Below are 22237 nucleotides of genomic sequence, written 5' to 3' on the forward strand. Positions count from 1 at the left end.
TTTAGCCCAAGCACCAAAAAACAGTGATCCGAGACTTCGGTGGCAAGCACGACATCAAAGGCGCTGACTGAATCTTCCCGGTTAATGACCAAAGATGTAACGGATTGCAGGATCGACCGATGGCGCGTTCTGCAAATGATGTGGCGGGTGGTGCTATAAAATTCTTCAGCGTCAGGGACTATGTTGTGGTTGGACAAAAAGGACCACACTGATGCCAACGCCTGACCGGGTAAAGACTCCAGATACCTTTTGGGACGCTCTTGGGACCCTCTCGATCAGTCGCGCTGCACTGCTGCACGAGGCCAAACTTCCTCCGAGTACGTTCTCGTCGGAGGCACGTATGAGCACGAAGCGGCTCTTTGCGTTGTGGGAAGCGCTGCAGAAACTCGGGGGCGACGATATTGGGTTGGCTATAACACAAACCATGCATGGGCCGACGCTGCCTCCCTCCTTTCTGGTCGCATTCCATGCCAAAAACATTGGGGAAGCCCTACATCGTGTTGCACGCTTCAAAGAACTTTGCGCACCCGAAGAGTTCCAAGTGGCTATCGGAGACGAAGGCTGTGTTGTGACGACGGCTTGGACCTATGCCAAGCGGACGGAGCCTGATGTGTTGACGGATGCCACCTTCACATTCCTTGTGAACATGGTGCGGTCTGGAACCGGGCATATGATCAAACCCAAGCTGGTCGAGCTACGGCGTAGACCAAGCGAAGGGCTTGAGACTTGGTCCGATTGCCCGATCACGTGGAATGCGCCACACGCCCGTCTGATCTTTGACAAAGCCGATCTGGATATCCCCTTCACCAGTTACAATAGCGAACTTCTGGCGATGCTCGACGCCGCGCTTGACGCCGATTTGAACAAGGCCGAGAACACCACATCACTGACCGATCAGGTGCGCTGGCACCTGCGCCGCGCGCTGACGGCTGGTCGTCCAGAACTGCGTAGTATCGCCAGCGAAATGGCCATCAGTGAACGCTCTTTGCAGCGACACCTCAAGAACGAAGGCCACAGCTTCAGGTCACTTCTATCGGACACCCGGCATCAATTGGCACGTGAGTATCTGGCTGAGCCGGATTTCGACATCAGCGAGATTGCATACTTGCTTGGCTACGAAGATCAGGGCTCGTTCTATCGTGCTTTTCAGAAGTGGGAACATCAGACGCCAGCCAAGTGGCGCTCCGCACTGACGAAACGCCCGGACAAGATACCAATCCAAATCTGAGCCACCTCACTCACAGATCGCACCGCCCCCTTTCGAACGGGACCGGCCCTCCGGCCCCGAACCGTGAAACTTGTTAAAATCAGGAGAACCGATATGAGCGGCCAACCAACCGAAGAGCAACTGGCGACCCTCAAGGCCGTGGCGCGCGGCCTTGTATCAATAGATGGTGAGCGCGCTCCTATTCTGGAAACTCCAAAGGACTATGGGTTTGAGTTCGAAGATGTCACCTTCCACACGGAGGGTGGTATCGAACTAGCAGCCTGGTTCATCCCGGCAGCAGGCTCCGACAAGCTCATCATCTGCAACCACCCGGCGACGCTGAACCGCTACGGCTTTCCCGGTCACCTGAAGCCCTGGAGTGACTTCCAGAATGTCGAGGTGAAGTTTGGCAGGGTCCACAAAGCCTTGCACGACGCGGGCTACAACGTCCTTGCCTACGATCTCCGCAATCACGGTGACAGTGACGGTGTAGCGGACAATGCCTGGGGTCAGGGCTTTTCCGATGAGTACAAAGATGTTCTGGCGGCTTTCGACTACGTCAAATCTCAGGGTCAGTTGAAAGACATGAAAATCGGCCTGTTCAATCCCTGTGCCGGTGGCAATGCCGCAATGCACGCGATGACCAAGAAACCGGAGTACTTTGAAGACGTGAAGGCGTTTGTTTGCGCGCAGCCCGCGTCCATCAATATCATGTCGAAGGTGTCTTTGGTCGCGATGGGGCTGGGCGCATTCCACGATATTCTGGGCGAAGAGATTGAGAAAATCAGAGGCGTGCCTCTGGGTAAAATGACCCCTCATCTTCACGCCAAAAAACGTCACCATGCCGACGTACATTGTGCAGAACAAAGATGATGTCTGGACGATCCCCGAAGACGTTCAGACCACTTATGATCTGATCCCGGGCGAAACCAAGAAACTACACTGGATCGAGGACGGCGATACGCGGCGCTTCATTAGCTACAATTTCTTCGGTGAGCATCCCGAAACCATGGTCGAATTCTTCGACAAGCACATGCGGTGACGACAAAGCGCATACGGATACTGACAAGCGATCCGGCACTCGATCAATCAAAATGGCAGAGGTCGCGGAATAACCTCTGCCTAATCTGTTTATCTGCCAAAGAATTCGGCAACTGCGTCGGTCGACGCTTTCACTGCCTCCGGCTTGTAGTAAAAGTCCACGTGGCTGAACTCATCGAAAGCCAACTCCTCATGTTCGTTGGTCAACTTCGCGACAAACTGGGTGGAGCATGGCGCGGTAAAGGCCGTGCTGCTGTAGATGGTCAGGGACGGCTGCACGATCTTGTCGGCGTAAGCTTCTCCAATGGAAATCAGAGACTGCATGCCCTGATCTCCGATATGCATGTTGGTGTAGGTCGGAACCGCAACCGGGCCTTTGACCCCATCACGTCCGTAGTAGTCATAGGATTCTCCGGCCATCGGATTGACACCTGATCCGACAAAGTCTTCCCGGGACTGCTCATCATTCAAACCGAATGGAGCGACGTAGTCTGGTTCGCCTGTTTCGTAGATCTTTTGCTTTGAGGCGTTCGAAGCTGCGATTTGTTGGTTAACCACATCACGGTCGGTCCATTGGAAGCCATCAGCGGCCATCATGCCGGACACCATGGCGATCTTCTTGATCCGATGATCTGTCACGGCGGCGGATGCGATGATCGAGCCGCCTTGGCAAACACCAAGACCGTAAATCTCGTCAACGAACGGCAGAGTGCCAAGATAAGACACGGCGTCCCAAGTGTTTTCGATTAACCGGAACATATAGCGGGACTGCTTGTGCTCCCCGGGGAGCGCGGGGGAAGAGCCCATGCCGAGGTAGTCAAAACCAAGGTAGATGAAGCCCCGTGCGGCCATTTCCGGCCCGTAAGTAGCCGGGATTTGATCTTTGACCTGCGGGAACGGGCTGGCCCCCACGATAGCTTTGTAGGTCTTGGTCTCATCAAAGCCTTCGGGCAGGTAGAGATCGCCCGCCAAATCCACGCCAAAGGATTTGAAGGTGACTTCGTTTTTGCCCGCGGTGAAATTTTGGGTTGTCATAGTCTTGGTCCTTTCCGGGTCCGGCAGCTTAGCGCCTTGCTAAAGTAAATCGCTGTGTTTACTTATGGTGGCAAGCAGTGTTTTGTAAACACATCATTTTACTTTTTGAGGCTGAAATCGTGAAACGCACTGAAAAGAAAAGAAAAGATATCATAGATGCGGCCATCGATGAGTTCAAAGAACAGGGGTTTCTGGGGGCCAAGACCACCTCCATTGCCAAAAAAGCGAACGTGTCGAGTCGCACGCTCTACAATCACTTTGAGAGCAAGGAAGCCCTTTTTGAGGCGATCTCACAGATCATGGTAGAGCAGAACCGGATAATGGCGCCGGTGCCCTACGACCCGGATCGTGACTTCGTTGAACAACTGAAGGACGCTCTGTGGCGGTACATCGCGATTATAACGGACGAGACGGCCATCGGTTTAAATCGGATGGTCATCTCAGAATTGATCCGTGACCTTGATCGGTCCCGGCAATTCTTCAGTGAAACCGCAACACATGATTACCCAATAACGCGGCTGATCAGCGAAGCCATGGACGCGGGTGTAATCCGTAAAACTGATCCGGTTTTTGCCACCAACCAGCTTCTGGCCCTCGTCAAAAACTTCTTCTTCTGGCCGGAGTTCTTCCTCGGAGAGAACCCGACGCCCAAAGATGTATTGGACGACTGCGTCACGATGTTTCTAAAGCACTACAAAGCAGAAGAATAACGCGTCGTAGAGAAGAACAGCTTCGTATCGTATCATGGGTCTTGAAAGCTGGCTGCAGAAGTCTGCTTTGGGCAACGAGCTGGAGAAACTGCGACGCAGAATTTAAAGTATCAGTCTGCGGTGACTTTCGCAGGTAGCCTTGTACAGAACGCTGTTTGCCACGAAACTCGAACTCACATCCGGTATGATCCCGGCGTCCGGTTCGTCCATTTTCGGAAAGCCCTATGGAAATTCGCCGGGGCCGAGAAGCCAGTGTCAAACGCGATTTGATCTATACTGTCCGTGCTTTGCTGCAGTGCTCGGATCGCGATATCACGGCGTAGAGCATCTTTGATGTCCTGAAAGGATGTTCCTTCGTCTTTCAAGCGCCTGTTCAGGGTCCGAGGCGTCATTTTTAAAGCCCGGGCTGCATCCGGAAGCTGGCAAGTCTGCCATGTCGCTCCATAAAGAAATGCTCGGACGCGAAGGCTATTTGTATGGGCGCGTGAACCAGTAAAAATCCAATCCAACGGCGCGCGCTCAAGAAACGCGGATGCCTCGGCAGGACTGCGGCTTATCAAACGGGTGAACTGGCGTGGGTCAAAGCGAATACAGGTTTCTGGGGTATCGAACTCGACGGGGCATGGGAAGACAACCGAGTAATCTGCTGCAAATTCCGGGCGGGCAAAGGCAAAGCAAACCGTTTGCACCGGCGTTTCAGATCCGCTGAGCCAGGATAGCAGCCCATGCGCCAGCTTCAGGATCAGCATGTGGCCGAAACGCTGCGGCTGAGTCTCGCCCAAGTAGGGCACCAATGCCAGCTCCACCTCGTTCGGTTTGTTCCGCAAGTCAAAATAGAAGTCATCCAGAAGCAGGTTCCAGAACGTCGAGAACCGATAGAGAGCCGAGGTCAGGCTGCTCGCTCCGCGTTGAACCGTCACAAGATGCTGCAATGCGCGTGGCCTGATCGGTCGGCTCCAGAGACCCATCATTTCATCACCGGCCTCGGGCGCGGCAAGTTGATACAGCCGGGCTATTTCATTGAGTGTGACACGTTGAGTTGGTGCCATCGGACTGGTTTGAAGGCCCGAGCGTTCAAGCAGCGAATCCATCTCTTCCACAGTGCAACGAGACCCAAGTGCATCTAGCCAATCCTGAATAAATGCCGCTGAAACCGTCGTCAGAGAGATGGGGTCATTGCTGGTCATAAGAATCTCTGCTTGGCGTAATCGGATACTATTTTGTCAAGAAATGAGCTTATCGACAATCCTTAGGGCAGATAGATGACGCGAAACCATAATGACCGCCAGGGAACCTGGAATGTCCTATCAGCCGCCCGTTCAGGATTTGATGTTTTGTGTCGAGCACTTGTCCCACTGGGAGAAGGTGTCGTCGCTGGCCGCATATTCGGACTACGACTTGGAGGATATTGGTGCTGTTCTCGAAGGCTATGCGCGGTTCTGCAGTGAGCAGATCGCGCCTCTATCTCATATTGGCGACACTTTGGGGGCCCGGTTTGACAACGGGCGCGTGACTATGCCTGAGGGCGACGCGCAGGCCTATGCACAGTTCGTCGAGATGGGTTGGCAGGCCCTGACCCACCCAGTGGAATACGGTGGCATGGGGTTGCCGCGAACTGTCGGCGCAGCAGCGGTGGAAATGCTGAATGCCGCTGATATGAGCTTTGGCCTCTGCCCACTCCTGACTGATGGGGCCATTGAGGCGCTATTGCTGACGGGTTCGGATGATCAGAAAGCCATGTACCTTGAACCGCTGATTGCTGGACGCTGGTCCGGCACGATGAACCTGACGGAACCACAGGCGGGCAGCGATCTGGGGCGCGTGGCGACCAAGGCGGTGCCACGTGCAGATGGCGATTATGGCGTCTCAGGAACGAAGATATTCATCACGTATGGCGCTCATGATCTGACCGAGAACATCATCCATTTGGTATTGGCGCGTACACCCGACGCACCTGCCGGACCCAAGGGGCTAAGCCTGTTCATCGTGCCGCAAAAGCTTGTGGAAGTGGATGGCTCCGTAGGAGCCGAGAATATGGTCAACTGTGTGAGCATCGAACACAAGCTGGGTGTTCGCGCCAGTCCGACGGCGGTTCTGGAATACAAAGATGCCACAGGGTTCCTGATCGGCGATGAAAATCGCGGGTTGGAATACATGTTCATCATGATGAACGCAGCGCGGTTCTCCGTTGGCGTGCAAGGTATTGCAACGTCTGAGCGGGCCTACCAACGTGCTCTGGCCTATGCACGCGAGCGGGTGCAAAGCCGCCCGGTGAATGGTCAGTCCAAAGACGCTGTCGCCATCATCGAACACCCGGATGTGCGCCGTATGCTCATGCGGATGCGCAGCTTGACGGAAGGCGGTCGGGCCATGGCCGCCGCGACTGCTGGGTTGCTGGACATCGCACACCATCAAGACAATCCAGAGATGACTGCACTGGCTGAATTCATGGTTCCGCTGGTCAAAGGTTTCTGCTCGGAACGTGCAGTTGAGGTCGCCTCGCTGGGCGTACAAATCCATGGCGGCATGGGCTTTATCGAGGAAACCGGTGCCGCGCAGCACTACCGCGACGCACGCATTCTGCCGATTTACGAAGGCACCACTGCCATTCAGGCCAACGACCTTCTGGGGCGCAAGGTGATGCGCGACGGCGGTGAAACCGCGCGCCATTTCGCAGTTCGGATAAAAGCAACTGAAATGGAACTGGCTGAGGGCGATGCAACCGCGCAAACTATTGAGGCAAGCCTGAAACAAGCCCGCCGTGCGTTTGAGACCACATTGGACTGGATGTTGGAAAACAGCCGAAAGGATATCGACGCAACTTTTGCTGGCTCTGTTCCCTTCCTGATGCTGGCAGGCACGTTGGCGGCGGGATGGAAACTGGCAAAGGGTGCCGTGGCTGCGCAATCCGCGCTGGACGTCGGGCAGGATGCACAATTCATGACCCAGAAAATCGCGACTGCGCTCTTCTTTGCCCAACACGTCTTGCCCGAGTGCACAACGGAACACACACGCATCATGAACGGCTCGCGCAGCCTGCTTGACGCGGCATTCCCTGAATAACTCCTTGAGAGGACCTGACCTATGAATGACGTCGTGAACCCCGTCACTTACGAAAACCTGGCTATTTCCGAGCGTGAAAACGGTCTGTATGTCGTGACTTTGAACCGCCCTTCTAAGCGTAACGCGTTGGATGTGGCCACAATCGAGGAACTGATCCGCTTTTTCAGCGGCGCACGTATGGCTGGGGTCAGAGCCGTAGTTCTCGCGGGTGAAGGCGACCATTTCTGCGCGGGACTTGATCTCGTCGAGCATTGGAAAGCCGACCGTAGCCCGGATGACTTCATGCATGTCTGTCTGCGCTGGCACGAGGCGTTCAACAAGATGGAATACGGCGGCGTTCCGATCATCGCTGCACTGAAAGGCGCGGTTGTCGGCGGCGGGTTAGAGCTGGCCAGCGCGGCACATATCCGGGTGATCGATCCCGGCACGTACTTCGCTCTACCCGAAGGCCAGCGCGGAATTTTCACTGGTGGCGGAGCGACCATCAGGGTTTCAGACATGATCGGCAAGTACCGCATGATCGACATGATCCTGACTGGCCGCGTCTATCAGGGGCAAGAAGCCGTCGATCTGGGATTGGCACAATACATCACCGAAGATGGCGGCAGCATGGCCAAGGCGATGGAGTTGGCAGAACAAATTGCGCAGAACCTGCCGCTGACCAACTTTGCAATCTGCTCTGCAATCAGCCACTTGAACAACATGTCGGGCATGGATGCGGCCTATGCAGAGGCTGTGGTGGGCGGAGTGGTCAATACCCAACCTGCGGCCCGTGCGCGCCTAGAAGCTTTTGCAAACAAAACCGCCGCCCGCGTGCGGCCCAACAGCTAACTCAGGCGGAACCGGGATGCGTCAGCAATTCGAAGCTCTTCAAAAGACGCGGGCCAACCATGTGCCCTTGTCGCCGATATCCTTCCTGCGCCGCGCCGAAAACTTGCACGATGCGCGAACGGCGGTGATCTATGGTGACATTCAAAGAACATGGGCCGAAACTGCAACCCGCATTCGCGCTGTGGCCGGTGGGCTGGTCGAACTTGGCGTGCAGAAGGGCGATACTGTTTCGGTGCTGAGCCCGAATGTCCCGGAACTCTTTGAGTTGCACTTTGCCCTACCCTTGACAGGCGCTGTCCTCAACACGCTGAACACGCGGCTGGAGCCGGAAACTATCGCCTACATTCTGGATCACGCGGACACGAAGCTGGTGATCGTGGATCAGGAGCTTGTACCGCTTCTGTCCAAAGCTTTTGATCTTCTCGACCGATCTTTGCCAGTGGTCGAGATCGTCGATCCTGCGGTTAAGGGTGAGAGCCTTGGTGGTCAAACCTACGACGCGTTGACTGAAGCCACACCGTTACCAATAGAGCTGCCCGATGATGAATGGGATGCCATTGCGTTGAACTACACGTCCGGTACGTCCGGTCGCCCGAAAGGCGTTGTTTATCACCATCGCGGGGCCTATCTGATGGCGCTCGGCACAGGGACGGCTTGGCAGATGCCGCCTTACCCGGTTTATTTGTCAGTGGTGCCGATGTTCCACTGCAACGGCTGGGGGCACCCGTGGCTGATGGCCATGCTTGGCGCAACGGTAGTCTTTACCCGTTATCCAGCGGCAGACCTTATTCTAGGCGCGATCCGTGCCCATGGCGTAACACATTTCGGCGCGGCGCCCATCGTGTTGCAAATGCTGGCCGAAGCCGAGAGTGACGCGGCCCCCTTCGATCCCGCGATCCGCGTTTTGACGGCAGGTGCCCCGCCGCCGCCTTCGGTACTGGAAAAAACCCGCTCGATGGGGCTGGATGTCATGCAGGTCTACGGCCTGACAGAGACCTACGGCCATATCTCACAGTGTCTTTGGCAGGATGACTGGAACCAACTTAGCCCAGCAGAGCAAGCTGAATTGCAAGCACAGCAAGGCATTGCCTTTCCGATGGTCGAAGAGGTCACGGTGATCGACCGTAGCAGCGGCGCATCTATAGCACGCGATGGTGTTACACAGGGCGAAATCGCCGTTCGGGGAAACACGGTGATGGCGGGATACTACAAGGACGCCGAAGCCACATCGAAAGCTTTTGAGGACGGTTGGTTCTGGTCCGGCGACGGCGCTGTCTTACATGAAAACGGCTACATCCAGATACGTGACCGCCTGAAAGACGTGATCATTTCCGGTGGAGAAAACATCTCTTCGGTCGAGGTCGAAGCCGTACTCTACCGCCATGAGGCCGTACAGGCCGCTGCCGTAGTTGCGATGCCGCACGAAAAATGGGGCGAAGTCCCCTGCGCGTTTGTCGAATTGCGCGAAAGTGCCGATGCAACATCTGACGAGATCATAGCGTTCTGCCGCGAACATCTGGCCGGGTTCAAGGCCCCCAAAGCCGTCGTCTTCGAAACTCTTCCCAAAACCTCCACCGGTAAGATTCAGAAGTTCCAGCTTCGGGATCGCGCCAAATCAATGGACCTTTGAAATGCGCCTGCTGTCCCAATCCCGTCGCCTGCGCCAGACACCTTTTTCCGAAGGCGTCGAAGACAAGGGCGTTACCGCCTACACCGTCTACAACCGGATGCTGCTGCCTACGGTATTCGAGAGCGTCGAGGCCGACTACCGTCATCTCAAATCGCATGTGCAGGTCTGGGATGTGTCTTGTGAACGCCAGATCGAACTAAACGGCCCGGATGCAAGTCGTTTGATGCGGCGGTTGACCCCTCGCAATCTGGAGAAAATGCAGGACGACCAGTGCTATTACGTACCAATTGTCGACGAAAACGGCGGTATGCTGAACGATCCGGTGGCGATTAAACATAGTGAAGATCGCTGGTGGATCTCAATCGCCGATAGCGATCTGCTGTTGTGGATTAAAGGTTTGGCCGTTGGTGCTGCCATGGATGTGCGGGTGTTCGAGCCTGACGTCTCGCCATTGGCTGTTCAGGGACCAAAATCCGATGACCTGATGGCGCGTGTCTTTGGCAAAGAGGTTCTGGATATCCGCTTTTTCCGTTACAAGCGGTTGGCGTTTCAGGACACTAATTTTGTGGTGGCACGCTCTGGCTACTCAAAGCAGGGCGGCTATGAGATCTATCTCGAGAATGGTGCCTACGGCATGCCACTGTGGAACGCACTTTTCGAAGCCGGAGCTGATCTGAATGTTCGCCCGGGATGTCCAAACCTGATCGAAAGGATCGAAGGCGGGCTGTTGAGCTATGGCAACGACATGACAATGGAAAACTCACCACTGGAGTGTGGTTTGGGTAAATTCTGCAAACCGAGCATGGACAGTGACCACATAGGCATGCAAGCACTTGCGCGCGAGACGGAAGCTGGCCCGACCCGACAAATCCGCGCGATTTCAATCCCTGGTGATCCCGTGCCCCCTGCTCGTTCAGCTTGGCCACTGTTCAAAGAGGGAAAGCGGGTCGGTCAAGTAACGTCCGCTGCCTGGTCACCGGATTTTGAAACCAACGTTGCTATTGGCATGGTCGATACCGGTCACTGGGGCGCAGGTGCGAAACTTGAAGTACAAACTCCAGTTGGCGAACGGGCGGCCGAGGTGCAAAGTGCATTCTGGAAATAGCCAGGTTTTCTTAAGGCCAGCATAGGCTCTAGTTGTTATGTCGCGCTTCTTGAAACGTGAGAAGGCGCTCGTTGATACGATCAAGGTGTTGAAACTCTTGGTTGTGGAAACGAAACAGAAAAGCTGGGACATGCCAATCCCGCTTCCCGAATGCACCAAAATGCTCGACCGCCAAACCCGTCAACGTCTCACCCGGATAACCATGCAGAGTAATCCGATTCAACATGGCGGGTTAATGCGTAACGGGGTCATCAACAAGATCGGGAAACGGCGATAGGATATCCTCTAAACCCTTCGGAATCTTGACGCGAGCGTTATCTAGCGCCGCTTGCGCATAGGCAATTAGCTCATCGCGTAAGGCTGCTAAGTTCCCGTTCACTTCCCGCGATAGTCGCAACTTATACACGAGGCGTTACCAATCAAAGGCGAGGCAGCTAGCCAAGCATTAATAGGCCTGAATGAATTCGACGAAAATGGACCATGGGTGATTACTTTAGAAAGAGTTGAGAATAAAGTTAGTTTGGAGTGCATTTATCGAACAACGTCTACGGGCGTTGCGGAACCGACAGAGTTGATCAAATCGAATTTCGGAAATGATCATTGCCACTGCCGGTTTCTCTGCAGTGGCAGTGTTTTGGTGGTCAGAATTGCAATTTAAACTGGTCAAATTGCAATCTGATGTGAGCTTTCCCAGGCAGTCTACACCACCCAACCGCCTGGGTCTCAGCCACATTTGGAGTGACCGCAACTGCGACAGGTCATGCAGCCCTCAATCATCACCATGTCGAACTGCCCGCATGATGGGCATGCTTTGCCACGCGGCGCGTCCATGTTGACAACTTGCGCCTGCGGATCAGATTTGAGTCCCATTCCTTCGCCCTCAAGAAAGCCAATATTGATCATGTGCTGCTCGATCACGCCACCAATAGCGGCAAGGATCGACGGGATATACTTGCCCTGAACCCAAGCGCCACCGCGTGGGTCAAACACAGCTTTCAGTTCTTCTACCACAAAGGATACATCCCCACCCCGGCGGAACACGGCCGAGATCATGCGGGTCAGCGCCAGTGTCCAGGCATAATGCTCCATGTTCTTCGAGTTGATGAACACTTCGAACGGACGACGACGGCCACCAATAACAATATCGTTGATCGTCAAATAGATCGCGTGTTCGCTATCGGGCCATTTCAACTTGTAGGTCGAACCTTCCAAAGATTGCGGACGATCCAACGGTTCGGACATATAGACGACTTCACCGCCATCGACCGCATGGGGTGCATCCGCGCTTTCACCCGGTGCTTTGTCTTCGCTTTCCGAAACGGTCAGGACCGACCCGGTCACGTCGTTCGGGCGATATGTCGTACATCCTTTGCACCCCTGATCCCAGGCCTGCATGTAGACATCCTTGAAGGCGTCAAAGCTGATATCCTCGGGACAGTTGATCGTCTTCGAAATCGAGCTGTCGATCCATTTCTGCGCCGCCGCCTGCATCTTGACGTGATCGGACGGGGAAAGCGTCTGTGCATTGACGAAATAATCTGGCAACTCTTTGTCGCCAAACTTGTCACGCCACATCTGCACGGCGTAATCCACGACCTCTTCTTCGGTACGAGAGCCATCCTTTTGCAGAACTTTACGAGTATAAGCGTAGGCAAAGACAGGCTCGATCCCTGAGGACACGTTCCCCGCATAGAGCGAAATAGTCCCGGTAGGCGCAATCGACGTCAGCAAAGCGTTGCGAATACCGTGCTCGCGAATGGCATCGCGAACGTCGTCGTCCATCTGCTGCATTGTGCCACTGGCCAGATATTTCTCGGCGTCGAACAGGGGGAACGCTCCCTTTTCCTTCGCCAGGTCGACCGACGCCAGATACGCGGCGCGGGCAATCGATTTCAACCATCGCTCTGTCTGACGGGCCGCCTCGTCCGATCCATAACGCAGACCAAGCATCAGCAGAGCATCCGCCAGACCAGTCACACCCAGCCCAATGCGACGCTTGGCCTGCGCCTCTGCGGCCTGTTCCGGCAGCGGGAATTTCGATGCGTCAACGACGTTGTCCATCATACGAACGGCCGTGGCGACCAGTTCTTGCAGGGCAGCCTCGTCCAGATGGGCCGCATCCTCGAACGGTTCGGCCACAAGGCGGGCCAGGTTGATCGACCCCAACAGACACGCACCGTAGGGCGGCAATGGCTGTTCGCCACATGGGTTCGTCGCCGCGATGGTTTCGGCATAGCTAAGGTTGTTGGCTTTGTTGATCCGGTCGATAAAGATCACGCCTGGCTCAGCATAGTCGTACGTCGCCTGCATGATCTTGTTCCACAGATCGCGCGCCTGAACCGTGTGGTAAACCTTGTCGCCGAACACCAATTCCCACGGGCCATCGGCCTTGACTGCCTCCATAAAGGGATCGGTCACCAGAACGGACATGTTGAACATGCGCAGGCGGGCAGGATCGGATTTGGCGGTGATGAACTGTTCAATATCAGGGTGGTCGCAGCGCATGGTCGCCATCATCGCACCACGACGAGACCCCGCTGACATGATCGTCCGGCACATAGCATCCCAAACGTCCATGAAGCTCAGAGGCCCAGATGCATCCGCCGCGACCCCATGCACATCCGCTCCGCGCGGGCGAATGGTCGAGAAATCATAGCCGATCCCTCCACCCTGCTGCATAGTAAGCGCGGCCTCTTTCAGCATGTCAAAGATCCCGCCCATGCTGTCGGGCACGGTACCCATCACAAAGCAGTTAAACAGCGTCACACGCCGCGCAGTGCCCGCGCCCGCGGTGATGCGGCCCGCGGGCAGGTATTGAAAATCTTCCAGCGCGTTAAAGAATTTCTGTTCCCAATGCGCGGGGTCATTTTCGACCTGCGCAAGATCGCGAGCGATACGCCGCCAGCTGTCCTCAACCGTCTGGTCAATGGGTGTGCCATCGGCCTGTTTAAAACGGTACTTCATGTCCCAGATCTGCTCGGCGATGGGGGCGGCAAAGCGGCTCATTGGTGATTCCCTGTTCTGAAAGAGGTATCCAGACTATCCCAGATCACACCTTCACCACAACACCTTGATGACAGCCTTTCTTGAGCTACAATGTATAGACGGTCGTGGGACGACTCTGTGGGAAAGCTGTGGATAAGTACGTAAACCTCATAAAACTTTCGGTCGGGTCGGAAAGCGTCGACACTCTGATGGCATGGCAGGACAGCCGCAAGCCGCTTTACGAAGACGGCCTGCCGCGTCACGTCACCCGGATGTGGCCCAAACGCGAGGCTGAGATTCTGAACGGTGGATCAATCTATTGGGTCATCAAGGGTGTCATCCAATGCCGTCAACGCATCGTTCGGATGGACGAAGTGCGCGGCGAAGACGGTATCCGCCGCTGCGCTATTGTGCTGGACCCCGAGGTCCACCGTACCCAGAATGCTCTGAAGCGACCGTTCCAGGGTTGGCGGTACCTTAAACCCGAAGACACACCCGCCGATCTGCCAAAAAATCGCGCGCAAGACGACGCCCTGCCTGACGACCTAAATCGGGCATTGGCTGAAATTGGCGTACTTTGATCAGCTCAGGCGGTTCAAAAGCTCGGACAGAACGTTTTTTTCACTCGCGTCATAGTCGGCAACACGACTGCGCCATAGCGTGGCCTGCGATTGCAAGATCAAGCCGTCCGACAGGATTTTCAGGTGATTGGCCCGCAAGGTCTCACCCGTCGACGTAATGTCAGCAATCGCCTCGGCGGTTTCGTTCATCACAGTGCCTTCGGTCGCACCCTGACTGTCAACCAGTGTATAGTCGGCCACACCAGCATCAGTCAGGAACTCGCGCACAAGACGGTGATACTTGGTCGCAATCCGCAATCGGTGGCCGTGCGTTTTTCGAAACGCCGCCGCCGCCGCGTCCAGATCGTCCAGGGTTTCGACATCGACCCAACAGGCCGGTGTGGCAATGATCAGATCCGCCTTGCCAAAACCAAGTTGAGATATCTCTTCAATCTGCTGTTCCCAGCGCGGCAATTTCTCATGCACCAGGTCCGTTCCGGTGACCCCAAGATGAATGCGGCCCGCAGCCAGTTCGCGCGGGATTTCACCCGCTGACAACAGGATCAGAGAGACGCCATCGATCCCTTCTACCTTGCCCGCGTATTCCCGGTCTGATCCGCTGCGCGACAGGATAATGCCGCGCTTTTCGAACCACGAAAAGGTCTTGTCCATCAATCGGCCTTTTGAAGGCACGCCCAGTTTCAGGCTCATTGCGCGGCCTCCTCGATTTCCAGCATGAGGTCCGGGCGCAACACACCGCCTACAGCCGGAATCTCGGCCCCGTTGCCCAGCTGTCGCGTCAGCGCATCATAACGCCCGCCTGTGGCGATCGGCGGTAAGCCGGGGCGACCTTCGGCATAAAACCCGAAGACAAACCCGTCATAGTACTCCATCGAAGTTCGCCCATAGGCAGCCTCAAAATCCAAGTCCTCGACATCAACGCCGCGCGCCTGAAGGGCTGCGATCCTTGCCTCAAGTCGGTTCAGCGCAGGTGTGATCTGCGGCAAGTCAACCGCCACATCGCGCAATTGTTCCAGCGCGAAGGGCATGGTTTCCCGAACCGCCAGCAGAGACTCCAGCCCTGCCAGTTCATTATCGGAAATCGGCGGCGTCTCGCGATCTTCGCGCAGGGCTTCGATGCGCGCCTCGATCTCGGCAGCGCGCCGTTTGCCGATCATCGGAGCGTCAAAGCTCATCGGGTCAGCCGCATCCAACAACGTTGTGCGGTGTTCCGGCTCGGGCTTTCGCCCGGCGAAGCGATCCAGCAGGACGCGGAACCGTCGTGGGCGCCATAGATGGCGCATCAGCGCGGCCTTGCGCCGATCTGTTGTGCGCAGACCCTGAACGGCCGCAGTCAGAATGCCAATATCCCCGGTCGCCGCCCGAAGGGGCAGCCCACGCAACTGCAGGGCAAACAGCGAGAACACCTCGGCATCCGCCCCGGCAGGATCGTTGCGGTCGAACACCTCATACCCGACTTGAATGTACTCGTTCGAGCGATCCGGGTCGTGTTCCTGTCGACGAAAGACCTCACCGGAATAGGTATATCGTGCCGGCTCGGCGCCTTCGGTCATGTGCATTTGCACGACAGGCAGGGTGAAGTCGGGGCGCAGCATCTGCTCACCGCGCAACGCGTCCGAGGTCACATAGGCGCGGGCGCGAATATCCTCACCATAAAGGTCCAATAGCGTTTCCGCCGGTTGCAGCAGAGGCGTATCCACGACCTGCGCTCCGGCGGCCTCGAACCGGACGCGCATCATCGCGGCACGGGCCTGTATCTGGGAACGGTTGGCCATGGTTCAGTCCTGACTGTCCAGAATTTCACGCACCTTGGCGACCAGATCACCACGCGGCACTTCGAATTGGCTGGGACGTTCTTTCCATTCCTCCAGCGTGGCGCTTTCAGCAATCTTTGCGCCCAGGATCAGGTCCTTGATCTGAACAATCCCGTTGGCCTTTTCGTCACCACCTTCGATCACTGCAATCGGAGAGTTTCGCTTGTCCGCATATTTTAGCTGATTGCCAAAGTTCTTCGGGTTGCCCAGATAGACCTCGGCGCGGATGCCTGCGTTGCGCAGTTCGGCCACCATCGCCTGATAGTCGGCCATCCGGTCGCGATCCATGACTGTGACGACAACCGGGCCGGTCGCCTGCGCGGCGATCCTGCCCTTTTCGCGCAGGGCGGCCAACAGACGGTCGACACCGATAGAGATGCCGGTTGCTGGCACTTCCTGTCCGGTAAACCGCTTGACGAGATCGTCATACCGTCCACCGCCCGAAACCGATCCGAATTGCCGTTTTCGGCCTTTCTCGTCAAAAATTTCGAAGGTAAGTTCGGCCTCGTAGACGGGGCCAGTGTAGTAGCCCAAACCGCGCACAACCGAAGGGTCAATTTCGATCCGGTCCGCGCCGTAACCACCAGCATCCAACAAGGTGCCGATCTGCTCCAACTCGGCAATTCCGTCCGCACCGATCTTACTATCTCCAACAGCGGCGCGCAGGTTGGCCAATGTACCGGCCGTATCCGCAGCCTTTGAAGTCAGGAAAGCGATAACTGGCTCGGCCTGATCATCGCTGAGGCCCACACCGTCGATAAACGCACCTGACGCATCCAGACGGCCTTTGGTCAGCAGCTCGCGCACACCCTGTTCGCCCACCTTGTCGAACTTATCGATGGTACGCAGAACGTTGTCGCGTGCAGCCAGGTCATCACCAAGGCCCATCGCCTCGAGTACCCCGTTCAGGACTTTGCGGTTGTTGACCCGCACCAGATAGTCGCCGCGTGGAATACCAACAGTTTCCAAGGTGTCAGACAGCATCGCGCAGATTTCGGCATCCGCGGCCATCGAGGCCGTGCCCACCGTATCCGCATCACACTGATAAAACTGACGATAGCGACCCGGTCCGGGCTTTTCGTTCCGCCATACCGGCCCCATCGCATAGCGGCGATAGGGCGTCGGCAGATCATTGCGGTGCTGCGCATAGACGCGGGCCAATGGCGCGGTCAGGTCATAGCGCAGGGCCATCCAGTCGCCTTTGTCGTTTTCATCGACCTCCTGCCACGCAAACACGCCTTCGTTCGGGCGATCCACGTCGGGTAGGAATTTCCCCAGCGCCTCGACAGTTTCCACTGCACTGCTTTCCAGGGCGTCGAACCCGTATCGATGATAGACGTCCGCAATAGCCCGCAGCATCTCGGTGCGCTGCGTGACTTCCTGGCCGAAATAGTCGCGGAACCCTTTTGGCGTAATTGCCTTGGGGCGGGGCTGTTTCTTGGGCTTGGCCATGTGGGGCGTCCTTGGGAGTTTCCTTGTTCCGCGCGCGGTCTATCCCATGCCCCGCATCGGGGCAAGGCGCGCTTTCGCTGGCCATGGACCATCCCGGTCGCTATGACCGGCCCAAGACAGGAGAATTCAATGCAGCATCTGGAAGAACAGATCGCCCATCTGACCCGCACGCTTGAAGAGCTGAACGCAGTTGTTACCCGCCAGCAGGACGAAATCGACCTGCTGACCCGCCGGGTCGAGATGTTGATGCGGCGCGAAGGTGAGCGGGCGCAGGAAGGTTCAGGCGGTGTTGTTTTCGGCGACGAACGCCCGCCGCACTATTGATATCTTAGAGGCCCAGCGACGTTTTCACCGCGTTGTCGACCACGCCGCCCAAAAGGGCATCCTTATCCGAGGCGCAACCTTCCGACAACGCTGCTATGAATGCTTCACGCAACTGGGCTTTTTCCTCATCTGTGGCCGCATGTTCTTCGATATTGATCTGGCGATTATGAAGAGATAGCGCCGTCATCTTTGCGACTACAGTCACAACAAATTCTTCGTCACCATCCGCCTCTTCGGCAATTGAGGCGCAGGTGTAGTGCATCACAGGCAATGCGTCCTGCACCATCTGCTCAGCAGCTTCATCGGCAGATACCACGCACGGAGCCGCTAGAATTGCGGCGCAAACTGACATTCCAAGTTTTTTTAGCTGCATCACCATCACTTCCAGTTATGTCCAATAATGGCTCCGGCCACGCCACCAATTGCCGCGCCTTTTCCGTCACCGACAATCGCACCAACGCCCGCGCCGATCAGCGCGCCTTCGATGGTTTTCTTTTTCTTCTTGTCGTCTGCCATCGCGACTGACGCTGAAACCATGGCCAGCGATGCCACCGTTCCAAACAAAACTCTTCTGAAATTGAGACCTGCAATTGTCATATCAACATCCTCCCGCAGTATGACCTAGAGACATCTCTGTTACGTCAGCCTAACGGGGTGCTAACTGTCTGGCAACAAAGAGGGTCATATCTCTTCTACGGACAAAATACCTTCCAGTGATTTTATCGCGCCCTTGATCTGTGGGTTAATCGGAAACTCAACACCCAGCTCCATTTCGACATCACCCGGCAGGCTTGGGTCCAGCAGCAACAGTTGGATCGGTCCACGCGCTGCCCCTTTGGCAGCGACTGCGGCATCTTCAAGAACCTTTGCGACGGTAGGAACTGCCTGCACTTCGTCAACAAAGATACGCAGCCCCGTTGCCCCTGCTTCTGCCACCAGAGAATCTGCGGGGCCGACCGAGCGGCCGAGCAGTTTGAGTTGGTCAGCCTCCATCGTCGCCTCGGCGGTCAGAACCACCTGCGCCCCGGTTTCCAGATACTCTCGTGACTTTTCGAGCGTTTCTGAAAACAGCGTTACTTCGTAGGCACCTGTCGGATCCGACAACTGAGCAAACGCAAACCGGTTTCCGCGCGCGGACTTGCGCTCCTGCCGCCCAGCGACAACACCGGCCATCTTCGCAATCAACGGACCAGAACGCGCCTTTTCGGTCACCTCGTCCAACGTCAGAACCTGCTTGCGCTTCAGCGCGGGCATATAATCGTCCAGCGGGTGGCCCGAAAGGTAAAAACCGATGGCCTTGAACTCTTCACTCAGACGCTCGGCCGGTAGCCAATCTGGCGAAGGTGACAGGCGCGGTTCAGGCAGGTCGTCCCCCGCCTCGCCAAATAGCGACACCTGGTTCGAGTTCTTCTGGTCATGGATCGCCGCCGAATACTGCACCAGTTGCTCGAGGCTTTCGAAAACACGGCGGCGGTTCTTATCGAGCTGATCAAAGGCCCCTGCCCGCGCCATCATCTCGAGCGGGCGCTTACCGACCTTCTTCAGATCGACCCGACGAGCGAAGTCAAACAGGTTTACAAACGGCTTTTCCTCACGTCCGGCGACCACAAGATTCATCGCCTCGACGCCTACGTTCTTTAGTGCACCTAATGCATAGACGAGATGCCCGTCGACCACATCGAAAGTCGACAGCGAGCGGTTTACGCAAGGCGGCACATACGGCAATTCCAGCCCTTTGCGCACTTCTTCGAAGTATACAGCCAGCTTGTCGGTCAGGTGGATATCGCAGTTCATGACACCGGCCATGAACTCGACGGGGTGGTTCGCCTTCAGCCAGCCTGTCTGGTAACTGACAACCGCATAGGCGGCAGCGTGGGATTTGTTGAAGCCGTAGTTGGCGAATTTTTCAAGCAAGTCGAAGACTTCGCTGGCTTTCTTCGCATCGACTCCATTTTCGCCCGCACCCTTTTCAAATTTCGGGCGCTCGGCATCCATGGCCTCTTTGATCTTCTTACCCATCGCGCGGCGCAGTAGGTCAGCACCTCCTAAGGAATACCCCGCCATGACCTGCGCGATCTGCATCACCTGTTCCTGATAGACAATGATGCCTTGGGTTTCTTCAAGGATATGGTCAATCAAAGGGTGTACGGATTCAATCTTGCGCAGCCCGTTCTTCACCTCGCAGTAGGTCGGAATGTTCTCCATCGGACCGGGACGATAGAGCGCCACTAGGGCGACAATATCCTCGATACAGGTCGGCTTCATGCGCTTGAGCGCATCCATCATGCCCGAGGATTCCACCTGGAACACGGCCACAGTCTTGGCCGCGGAATAAAGTTTGTACGTCGCCTCATCATCCAGAGGGATCGCGTTGATTTGGTTTTCCGCCCCTTCAGCGGGTTCGTAAAGTTCCGTACCATCAGCAGCGACATGCAACGGGCGATCAGATTTGAAGATCAGATCCATCGCGTTCTGGATCACGGTCAGTGTTTTTAGGCCCAGAAAGTCGAACTTTACCAGCCCGGCCTGTTCGACCCACTTCATGTTGAACTGGGTCGCAGGCATATCGGATCTAGGGTCCTGATACAGCGGTACCAGAGCGTCCAAGGGGCGATCCCCAATCACCACGCCTGCCGCGTGGGTCGAGGCGTTCCGAAGCAACCCTTCGACCTGTTGGCCATAGGTGAGCAGACGGTCTACGACTTCTTCGTTGCGCGCCTCTTCCCGTAGTCGGGGTTCGTCTTTCAGCGCCTTTTCGATCGACACAGGTTTGACTCCCTCGACGGGGATCATTTTGGACAACCGGTCCACTTGCCCGTAAGGCATCTGCAGAACTCGTCCGATATCGCGCACGGCGGCTTTCGACAGCAACGCACCAAAGGTGATGATCTGCCCTACCTTGTCGCGGCCATATTTTTGTTGCACGTAGCGGATCACCTCTTCTCGGCGATCCATGCAAAAGTCGATATCGAAATCGGGCATCGAAACCCGCTCGGGGTTTAGGAAACGCTCGAACAGCAGGGAATAACGCAGTGGGTCAAGGTCGGTGATTGTCAGGGCATAGGCCACCAAAGAGCCCGCACCAGACCCCCGGCCCGGTCCAACCGGGATATCTTGATCCTTGGACCATTGAATAAAATCAGCAACGATCAGGAAATAGCCCGGGAACCCCATGCCCTCGATGATGTCGAGCTCGAAATCCAGACGTTCCTGGTATTCTTCAGGTGTCACCGCGTGTGGGATCACCGCCAGACGTTTTTGCAATCCTTCGTTCGCAATCCGGCGTAACTCGGCGACCTCATCATCGGCGAATTTCGGCAGGATTGGGTCGCGGCGGTAGGCCATGAAAGCGCAACGCTGCGCGATTTCCACGGTATTATCAATAGCTTCGGGCAGATCGGCGAAAAGGGTCACCATTTCCTGCTGCGATTTGAAATAGTGCTGAGCAGTCAGACGGCGGCGGCCTTCCTGCTGGTCAACATAGGCACCTTCGGAAATACAGATCAGCGCGTCATGCGCCTCATACATATCCGTGGTCGGGAAATAAACGTCGTTGGTGGCCACAAGTGGTAGGTTTTTGGCATAGGCCATTTCGACGTGGCCGCGCTCAGTCAGACGCTCGGCCTCTGGCTGGCCGCCTTCACCGGGATGGCGCTGAAGCTCGATATAAAGCCGATCGGGGAACATAGATGCCAATCGATCCACCAAGGCTTCGGCTGCGGGGCGTTGGCCCTGCTGCAACAGCATCCCAACCGGACCATCCGGGCCTCCGGACAGGCAAATCAATCCGTCTGAGCGCTCTGCAAGCTCCTCCAATGTCACCTGTGGCAGCTGCCCGCCCTTGTCCACATAAAGGCAAGAGCTGAGCTTCATCAGGTTCTCGTATCCGACTTCGGACTGCGCCAGCAAAACCAACGGCGCCGGCATTTTGGGCTTTTCGCCTGGTTGCGCCTGCACGAAAGTCAGATCAACCTGACAACCCATGATCGGTTGGACTCCAGCCCCACTGGCGGTGACCGAAAACTCCAAAGCCGAGAACATGCTGTTGGTATCCGTCACCGCGACGGCCGGCATCTCCATCTTCTCACACAGACCGGGCAGCTTCTTCAGCCGCACGGCGCCTTCCAGCAGGGAATATTCGGTGTGAACTCGGAGGTGAATGAATCGAGAAGTACTGCTCATGACCGACACGCTATCGCAGCTGGGCGCGGGGCAAAAGCAGGAACCTTGGCATCTAAATGCCAAAAAGATGGGCGTTGATTATTCGGATATTCCAGAAGGTGCTTCGGAGTTCGGCAGCAAACAAGCGAAAAAAGCGCTTTAGTTTCAAACATATGATCATTAAACGAACATAACAATCACGCAGCACCACTACTCAATTGTGTATCAAATAAGCAGTTTTTCTTGCCAGACAACCCATGCACTTTCTAACATCTGACGGCAAGCTATTCGCCCGCCG

Annotated in this window: 21 protein-coding genes; 12 read left to right on the plus strand and 9 right to left on the minus strand. The window is 56.1% G+C overall.

The features are described 5' to 3' along the window. The first annotated feature begins 211 nt into the window (after positions 1-211). From ACR0AK_RS16935 to ACR0AK_RS16945, 3 genes are all read left to right on the plus strand, one after another. Positions 212-1228 carry an AraC family transcriptional regulator gene (locus ACR0AK_RS16935; RefSeq protein ID WP_480794207.1) on the plus strand — a complete coding sequence of 339 codons (1017 nt, stop codon included), beginning with the start codon at positions 212-214 and terminating at the stop codon, positions 1226-1228. 93 nt (positions 1229-1321) lie between these two features. Then, a complete protein-coding gene (locus ACR0AK_RS16940) occupies positions 1322-2080 on the plus strand; it encodes an alpha/beta hydrolase (RefSeq protein WP_480794208.1) in 759 nt (252 codons plus the stop codon). Next, positions 2049-2249, plus strand: a complete 201-nt coding sequence (locus tag ACR0AK_RS16945) for a hypothetical protein (RefSeq protein WP_480794209.1) — start codon at positions 2049-2051, stop codon at positions 2247-2249. Before ACR0AK_RS16940 ends, ACR0AK_RS16945 begins: the two co-directional genes overlap by 32 nt. Positions 2250-2338: 89 nt before the next feature. Here ACR0AK_RS16945 and ACR0AK_RS16950 read toward each other — a convergent pair whose 3' ends face one another. Next, on the minus strand, positions 2339-3283 hold the full coding sequence (locus ACR0AK_RS16950; protein ID WP_480794210.1) for an alpha/beta hydrolase: 945 nt from the start codon (positions 3281-3283) through the stop codon (positions 2339-2341). A gap of 119 nt (positions 3284-3402) precedes the next feature. Here ACR0AK_RS16950 and ACR0AK_RS16955 point away from each other — a divergent pair, with 119 nt between their 5' ends. Continuing rightward, positions 3403-3993, plus strand: coding sequence for a TetR/AcrR family transcriptional regulator (locus ACR0AK_RS16955; protein ID WP_170560303.1), 591 nt, complete (start codon positions 3403-3405; stop codon positions 3991-3993). Positions 3994-4166: 173 nt separating this feature from the next. Here the strand turns inward: ACR0AK_RS16955 and ACR0AK_RS16960 are convergent, their stop codons facing one another. Further along, positions 4167-5180, minus strand: a complete 1014-nt coding sequence (locus ACR0AK_RS16960) for an AraC family transcriptional regulator (protein ID WP_480794211.1) — start codon at positions 5178-5180, stop codon at positions 4167-4169. Between the two features lie 112 nt (positions 5181-5292). Here ACR0AK_RS16960 and ACR0AK_RS16965 point away from each other — a divergent pair, with 112 nt between their 5' ends. Genes ACR0AK_RS16965 through ACR0AK_RS16985 form a run of 5 tightly spaced genes read left to right on the plus strand, consistent with a single transcriptional unit; the run spans position 5293 to position 10899 of the window. Continuing rightward, complete coding sequence (locus ACR0AK_RS16965; protein WP_480794212.1) at positions 5293-7056, plus strand: acyl-CoA dehydrogenase family protein; 1764 nt, start codon at positions 5293-5295, stop codon at positions 7054-7056. 21 nt (positions 7057-7077) lie between these two features. After that, on the plus strand, positions 7078-7887 hold the full coding sequence (gene dmdD / locus ACR0AK_RS16970; RefSeq protein ID WP_480794213.1) for a methylthioacryloyl-CoA hydratase: 810 nt from the start codon (positions 7078-7080) through the stop codon (positions 7885-7887). A 16-nt stretch (positions 7888-7903) separates the two neighbouring features. Then, positions 7904-9517, plus strand: a complete 1614-nt coding sequence (locus ACR0AK_RS16975) for an AMP-binding protein (RefSeq protein ID WP_480794214.1) — start codon at positions 7904-7906, stop codon at positions 9515-9517. 1 nt (position 9518) lies between these two features. After that, positions 9519-10622, plus strand: a complete 1104-nt coding sequence (locus tag ACR0AK_RS16980) for a dimethylsulfoniopropionate demethylase (protein ID WP_480794215.1) — start codon at positions 9519-9521, stop codon at positions 10620-10622. Between the two features lie 37 nt (positions 10623-10659). Next, positions 10660-10899, plus strand: a complete 240-nt coding sequence (locus tag ACR0AK_RS16985) for a hypothetical protein (protein ID WP_480794216.1) — start codon at positions 10660-10662, stop codon at positions 10897-10899. A gap of 446 nt (positions 10900-11345) precedes the next feature. On the opposite strand, the gene ACR0AK_RS16990 is transcribed toward ACR0AK_RS16985, so the two are convergent. Beyond that, positions 11346-13628 carry an adenosylcobalamin-dependent ribonucleoside-diphosphate reductase gene (locus ACR0AK_RS16990; RefSeq protein ID WP_170560314.1) on the minus strand — a complete coding sequence of 761 codons (2283 nt, stop codon included), beginning with the start codon at positions 13626-13628 and terminating at the stop codon, positions 11346-11348. A gap of 128 nt (positions 13629-13756) precedes the next feature. Between ACR0AK_RS16990 and ACR0AK_RS16995 the strand changes: the two genes are divergently transcribed. After that, on the plus strand, positions 13757-14188 hold the full coding sequence (locus ACR0AK_RS16995; RefSeq protein WP_170560316.1) for a DUF1489 family protein: 432 nt from the start codon (positions 13757-13759) through the stop codon (positions 14186-14188). Here the strand turns inward: ACR0AK_RS16995 and hisG are convergent, their stop codons facing one another. Genes hisG through hisS form a run of 3 tightly spaced genes read right to left on the minus strand, consistent with a single transcriptional unit; the run spans position 14189 to position 17454 of the window. Beyond that, entirely contained in the window at positions 14189-14878 is a 690-nt protein-coding gene (hisG, locus tag ACR0AK_RS17000) for an ATP phosphoribosyltransferase (protein WP_170560318.1), read from the minus strand. Next, positions 14875-15963, minus strand: a complete 1089-nt coding sequence (locus tag ACR0AK_RS17005) for an ATP phosphoribosyltransferase regulatory subunit (RefSeq protein WP_170560320.1) — start codon at positions 15961-15963, stop codon at positions 14875-14877. The genes hisG and ACR0AK_RS17005 overlap by 4 nt, the downstream gene beginning before the upstream one ends. Before the next feature lie 3 nt (positions 15964-15966). Further along, the gene (hisS, locus tag ACR0AK_RS17010) at positions 15967-17454 is read right to left on the minus strand and encodes a histidine--tRNA ligase (protein ID WP_170560322.1); all 1488 of its coding nucleotides are present in this window, start codon (positions 17452-17454) and stop codon (positions 15967-15969) included. Positions 17455-17583: 129 nt separating this feature from the next. On the opposite strand from hisS, the gene ACR0AK_RS17015 reads away from it, so the two are divergent. After that, positions 17584-17778 (plus strand): SlyX family protein, encoded by a 195-nt coding sequence (locus ACR0AK_RS17015; protein ID WP_170560324.1) that lies wholly within the window; start codon positions 17584-17586, stop codon positions 17776-17778. Positions 17779-17782: 4 nt separating this feature from the next. Here ACR0AK_RS17015 and ACR0AK_RS17020 read toward each other — a convergent pair whose 3' ends face one another. The 3 genes from ACR0AK_RS17020 to dnaE all read right to left on the minus strand — a co-directional run bounded on the left by ACR0AK_RS17020 (position 17783) and on the right by dnaE (position 21960). Beyond that, the gene (locus ACR0AK_RS17020) at positions 17783-18151 is read right to left on the minus strand and encodes a hypothetical protein (RefSeq protein ID WP_480794217.1); all 369 of its coding nucleotides are present in this window, start codon (positions 18149-18151) and stop codon (positions 17783-17785) included. A 5-nt stretch (positions 18152-18156) separates the two neighbouring features. Further along, complete coding sequence (locus ACR0AK_RS17025) at positions 18157-18375, minus strand: YMGG-like glycine zipper-containing protein (protein ID WP_170560328.1); 219 nt, start codon at positions 18373-18375, stop codon at positions 18157-18159. Between the two features lie 84 nt (positions 18376-18459). Then, the gene (dnaE, locus tag ACR0AK_RS17030; protein WP_480794218.1) at positions 18460-21960 is read right to left on the minus strand and encodes a DNA polymerase III subunit alpha; all 3501 of its coding nucleotides are present in this window, start codon (positions 21958-21960) and stop codon (positions 18460-18462) included. Between dnaE and ACR0AK_RS17035 the strand changes: the two genes are divergently transcribed. Further along, positions 21959-22102 (plus strand): hypothetical protein, encoded by a 144-nt coding sequence (locus ACR0AK_RS17035; protein ID WP_480794219.1) that lies wholly within the window; start codon positions 21959-21961, stop codon positions 22100-22102. The genes dnaE and ACR0AK_RS17035 overlap by 2 nt on opposite strands. Positions 22103-22237: the final 135 nt, after the last annotated feature.

Source organism: Ruegeria sp. BI12, assembly GCF_056537985.1.

Excerpts from the sequence above, each read along its gene's own strand:
- ACR0AK_RS16935 (WP_480794207.1), top strand. The coding sequence starts at position 212 with ATGCCAACGCCTGACCGGGTAAAGACTCCAGATACCTTTTGGGACGCT.
- ACR0AK_RS16940 (WP_480794208.1), top strand. The coding sequence starts at position 1,322 with ATGAGCGGCCAACCAACCGAAGAGCAACTGGCGACCCTCAAGGCCGTG.
- ACR0AK_RS16945 (WP_480794209.1), top strand. The coding sequence starts at position 2,049 with ATGCCGACGTACATTGTGCAGAACAAAGATGATGTCTGGACGATCCCC.
- ACR0AK_RS16950 (WP_480794210.1), bottom strand. The coding sequence starts at position 3,283 with ATGACAACCCAAAATTTCACCGCGGGCAAAAACGAAGTCACCTTCAAA.
- ACR0AK_RS16960 (WP_480794211.1), bottom strand. The coding sequence starts at position 5,180 with ATGACCAGCAATGACCCCATCTCTCTGACGACGGTTTCAGCGGCATTT.
- ACR0AK_RS16965 (WP_480794212.1), top strand. The coding sequence starts at position 5,293 with ATGTCCTATCAGCCGCCCGTTCAGGATTTGATGTTTTGTGTCGAGCAC.
- dmdD (WP_480794213.1), top strand. The coding sequence starts at position 7,078 with ATGAATGACGTCGTGAACCCCGTCACTTACGAAAACCTGGCTATTTCC.
- ACR0AK_RS16975 (WP_480794214.1), top strand. The coding sequence starts at position 7,904 with ATGCGTCAGCAATTCGAAGCTCTTCAAAAGACGCGGGCCAACCATGTG.
- ACR0AK_RS16980 (WP_480794215.1), top strand. The coding sequence starts at position 9,519 with ATGCGCCTGCTGTCCCAATCCCGTCGCCTGCGCCAGACACCTTTTTCC.
- ACR0AK_RS16985 (WP_480794216.1), top strand. The coding sequence starts at position 10,660 with ATGTCGCGCTTCTTGAAACGTGAGAAGGCGCTCGTTGATACGATCAAG.
- ACR0AK_RS16990 (WP_170560314.1), bottom strand. The coding sequence starts at position 13,628 with ATGAGCCGCTTTGCCGCCCCCATCGCCGAGCAGATCTGGGACATGAAG.
- hisG (WP_170560318.1), bottom strand. The coding sequence starts at position 14,878 with ATGAGCCTGAAACTGGGCGTGCCTTCAAAAGGCCGATTGATGGACAAG.
- ACR0AK_RS17005 (WP_170560320.1), bottom strand. The coding sequence starts at position 15,963 with ATGGCCAACCGTTCCCAGATACAGGCCCGTGCCGCGATGATGCGCGTC.
- hisS (WP_170560322.1), bottom strand. The coding sequence starts at position 17,454 with ATGGCCAAGCCCAAGAAACAGCCCCGCCCCAAGGCAATTACGCCAAAA.
- ACR0AK_RS17015 (WP_170560324.1), top strand. The coding sequence starts at position 17,584 with ATGCAGCATCTGGAAGAACAGATCGCCCATCTGACCCGCACGCTTGAA.
- ACR0AK_RS17020 (WP_480794217.1), bottom strand. The coding sequence starts at position 18,151 with ATGCAGCTAAAAAAACTTGGAATGTCAGTTTGCGCCGCAATTCTAGCG.
- ACR0AK_RS17025 (WP_170560328.1), bottom strand. The coding sequence starts at position 18,375 with ATGACAATTGCAGGTCTCAATTTCAGAAGAGTTTTGTTTGGAACGGTG.
- ACR0AK_RS17035 (WP_480794219.1), top strand. The coding sequence starts at position 21,959 with ATGACCGACACGCTATCGCAGCTGGGCGCGGGGCAAAAGCAGGAACCT.
- dnaE (WP_480794218.1), bottom strand. The coding sequence starts at position 21,960 with ATGAGCAGTACTTCTCGATTCATTCACCTCCGAGTTCACACCGAATAT.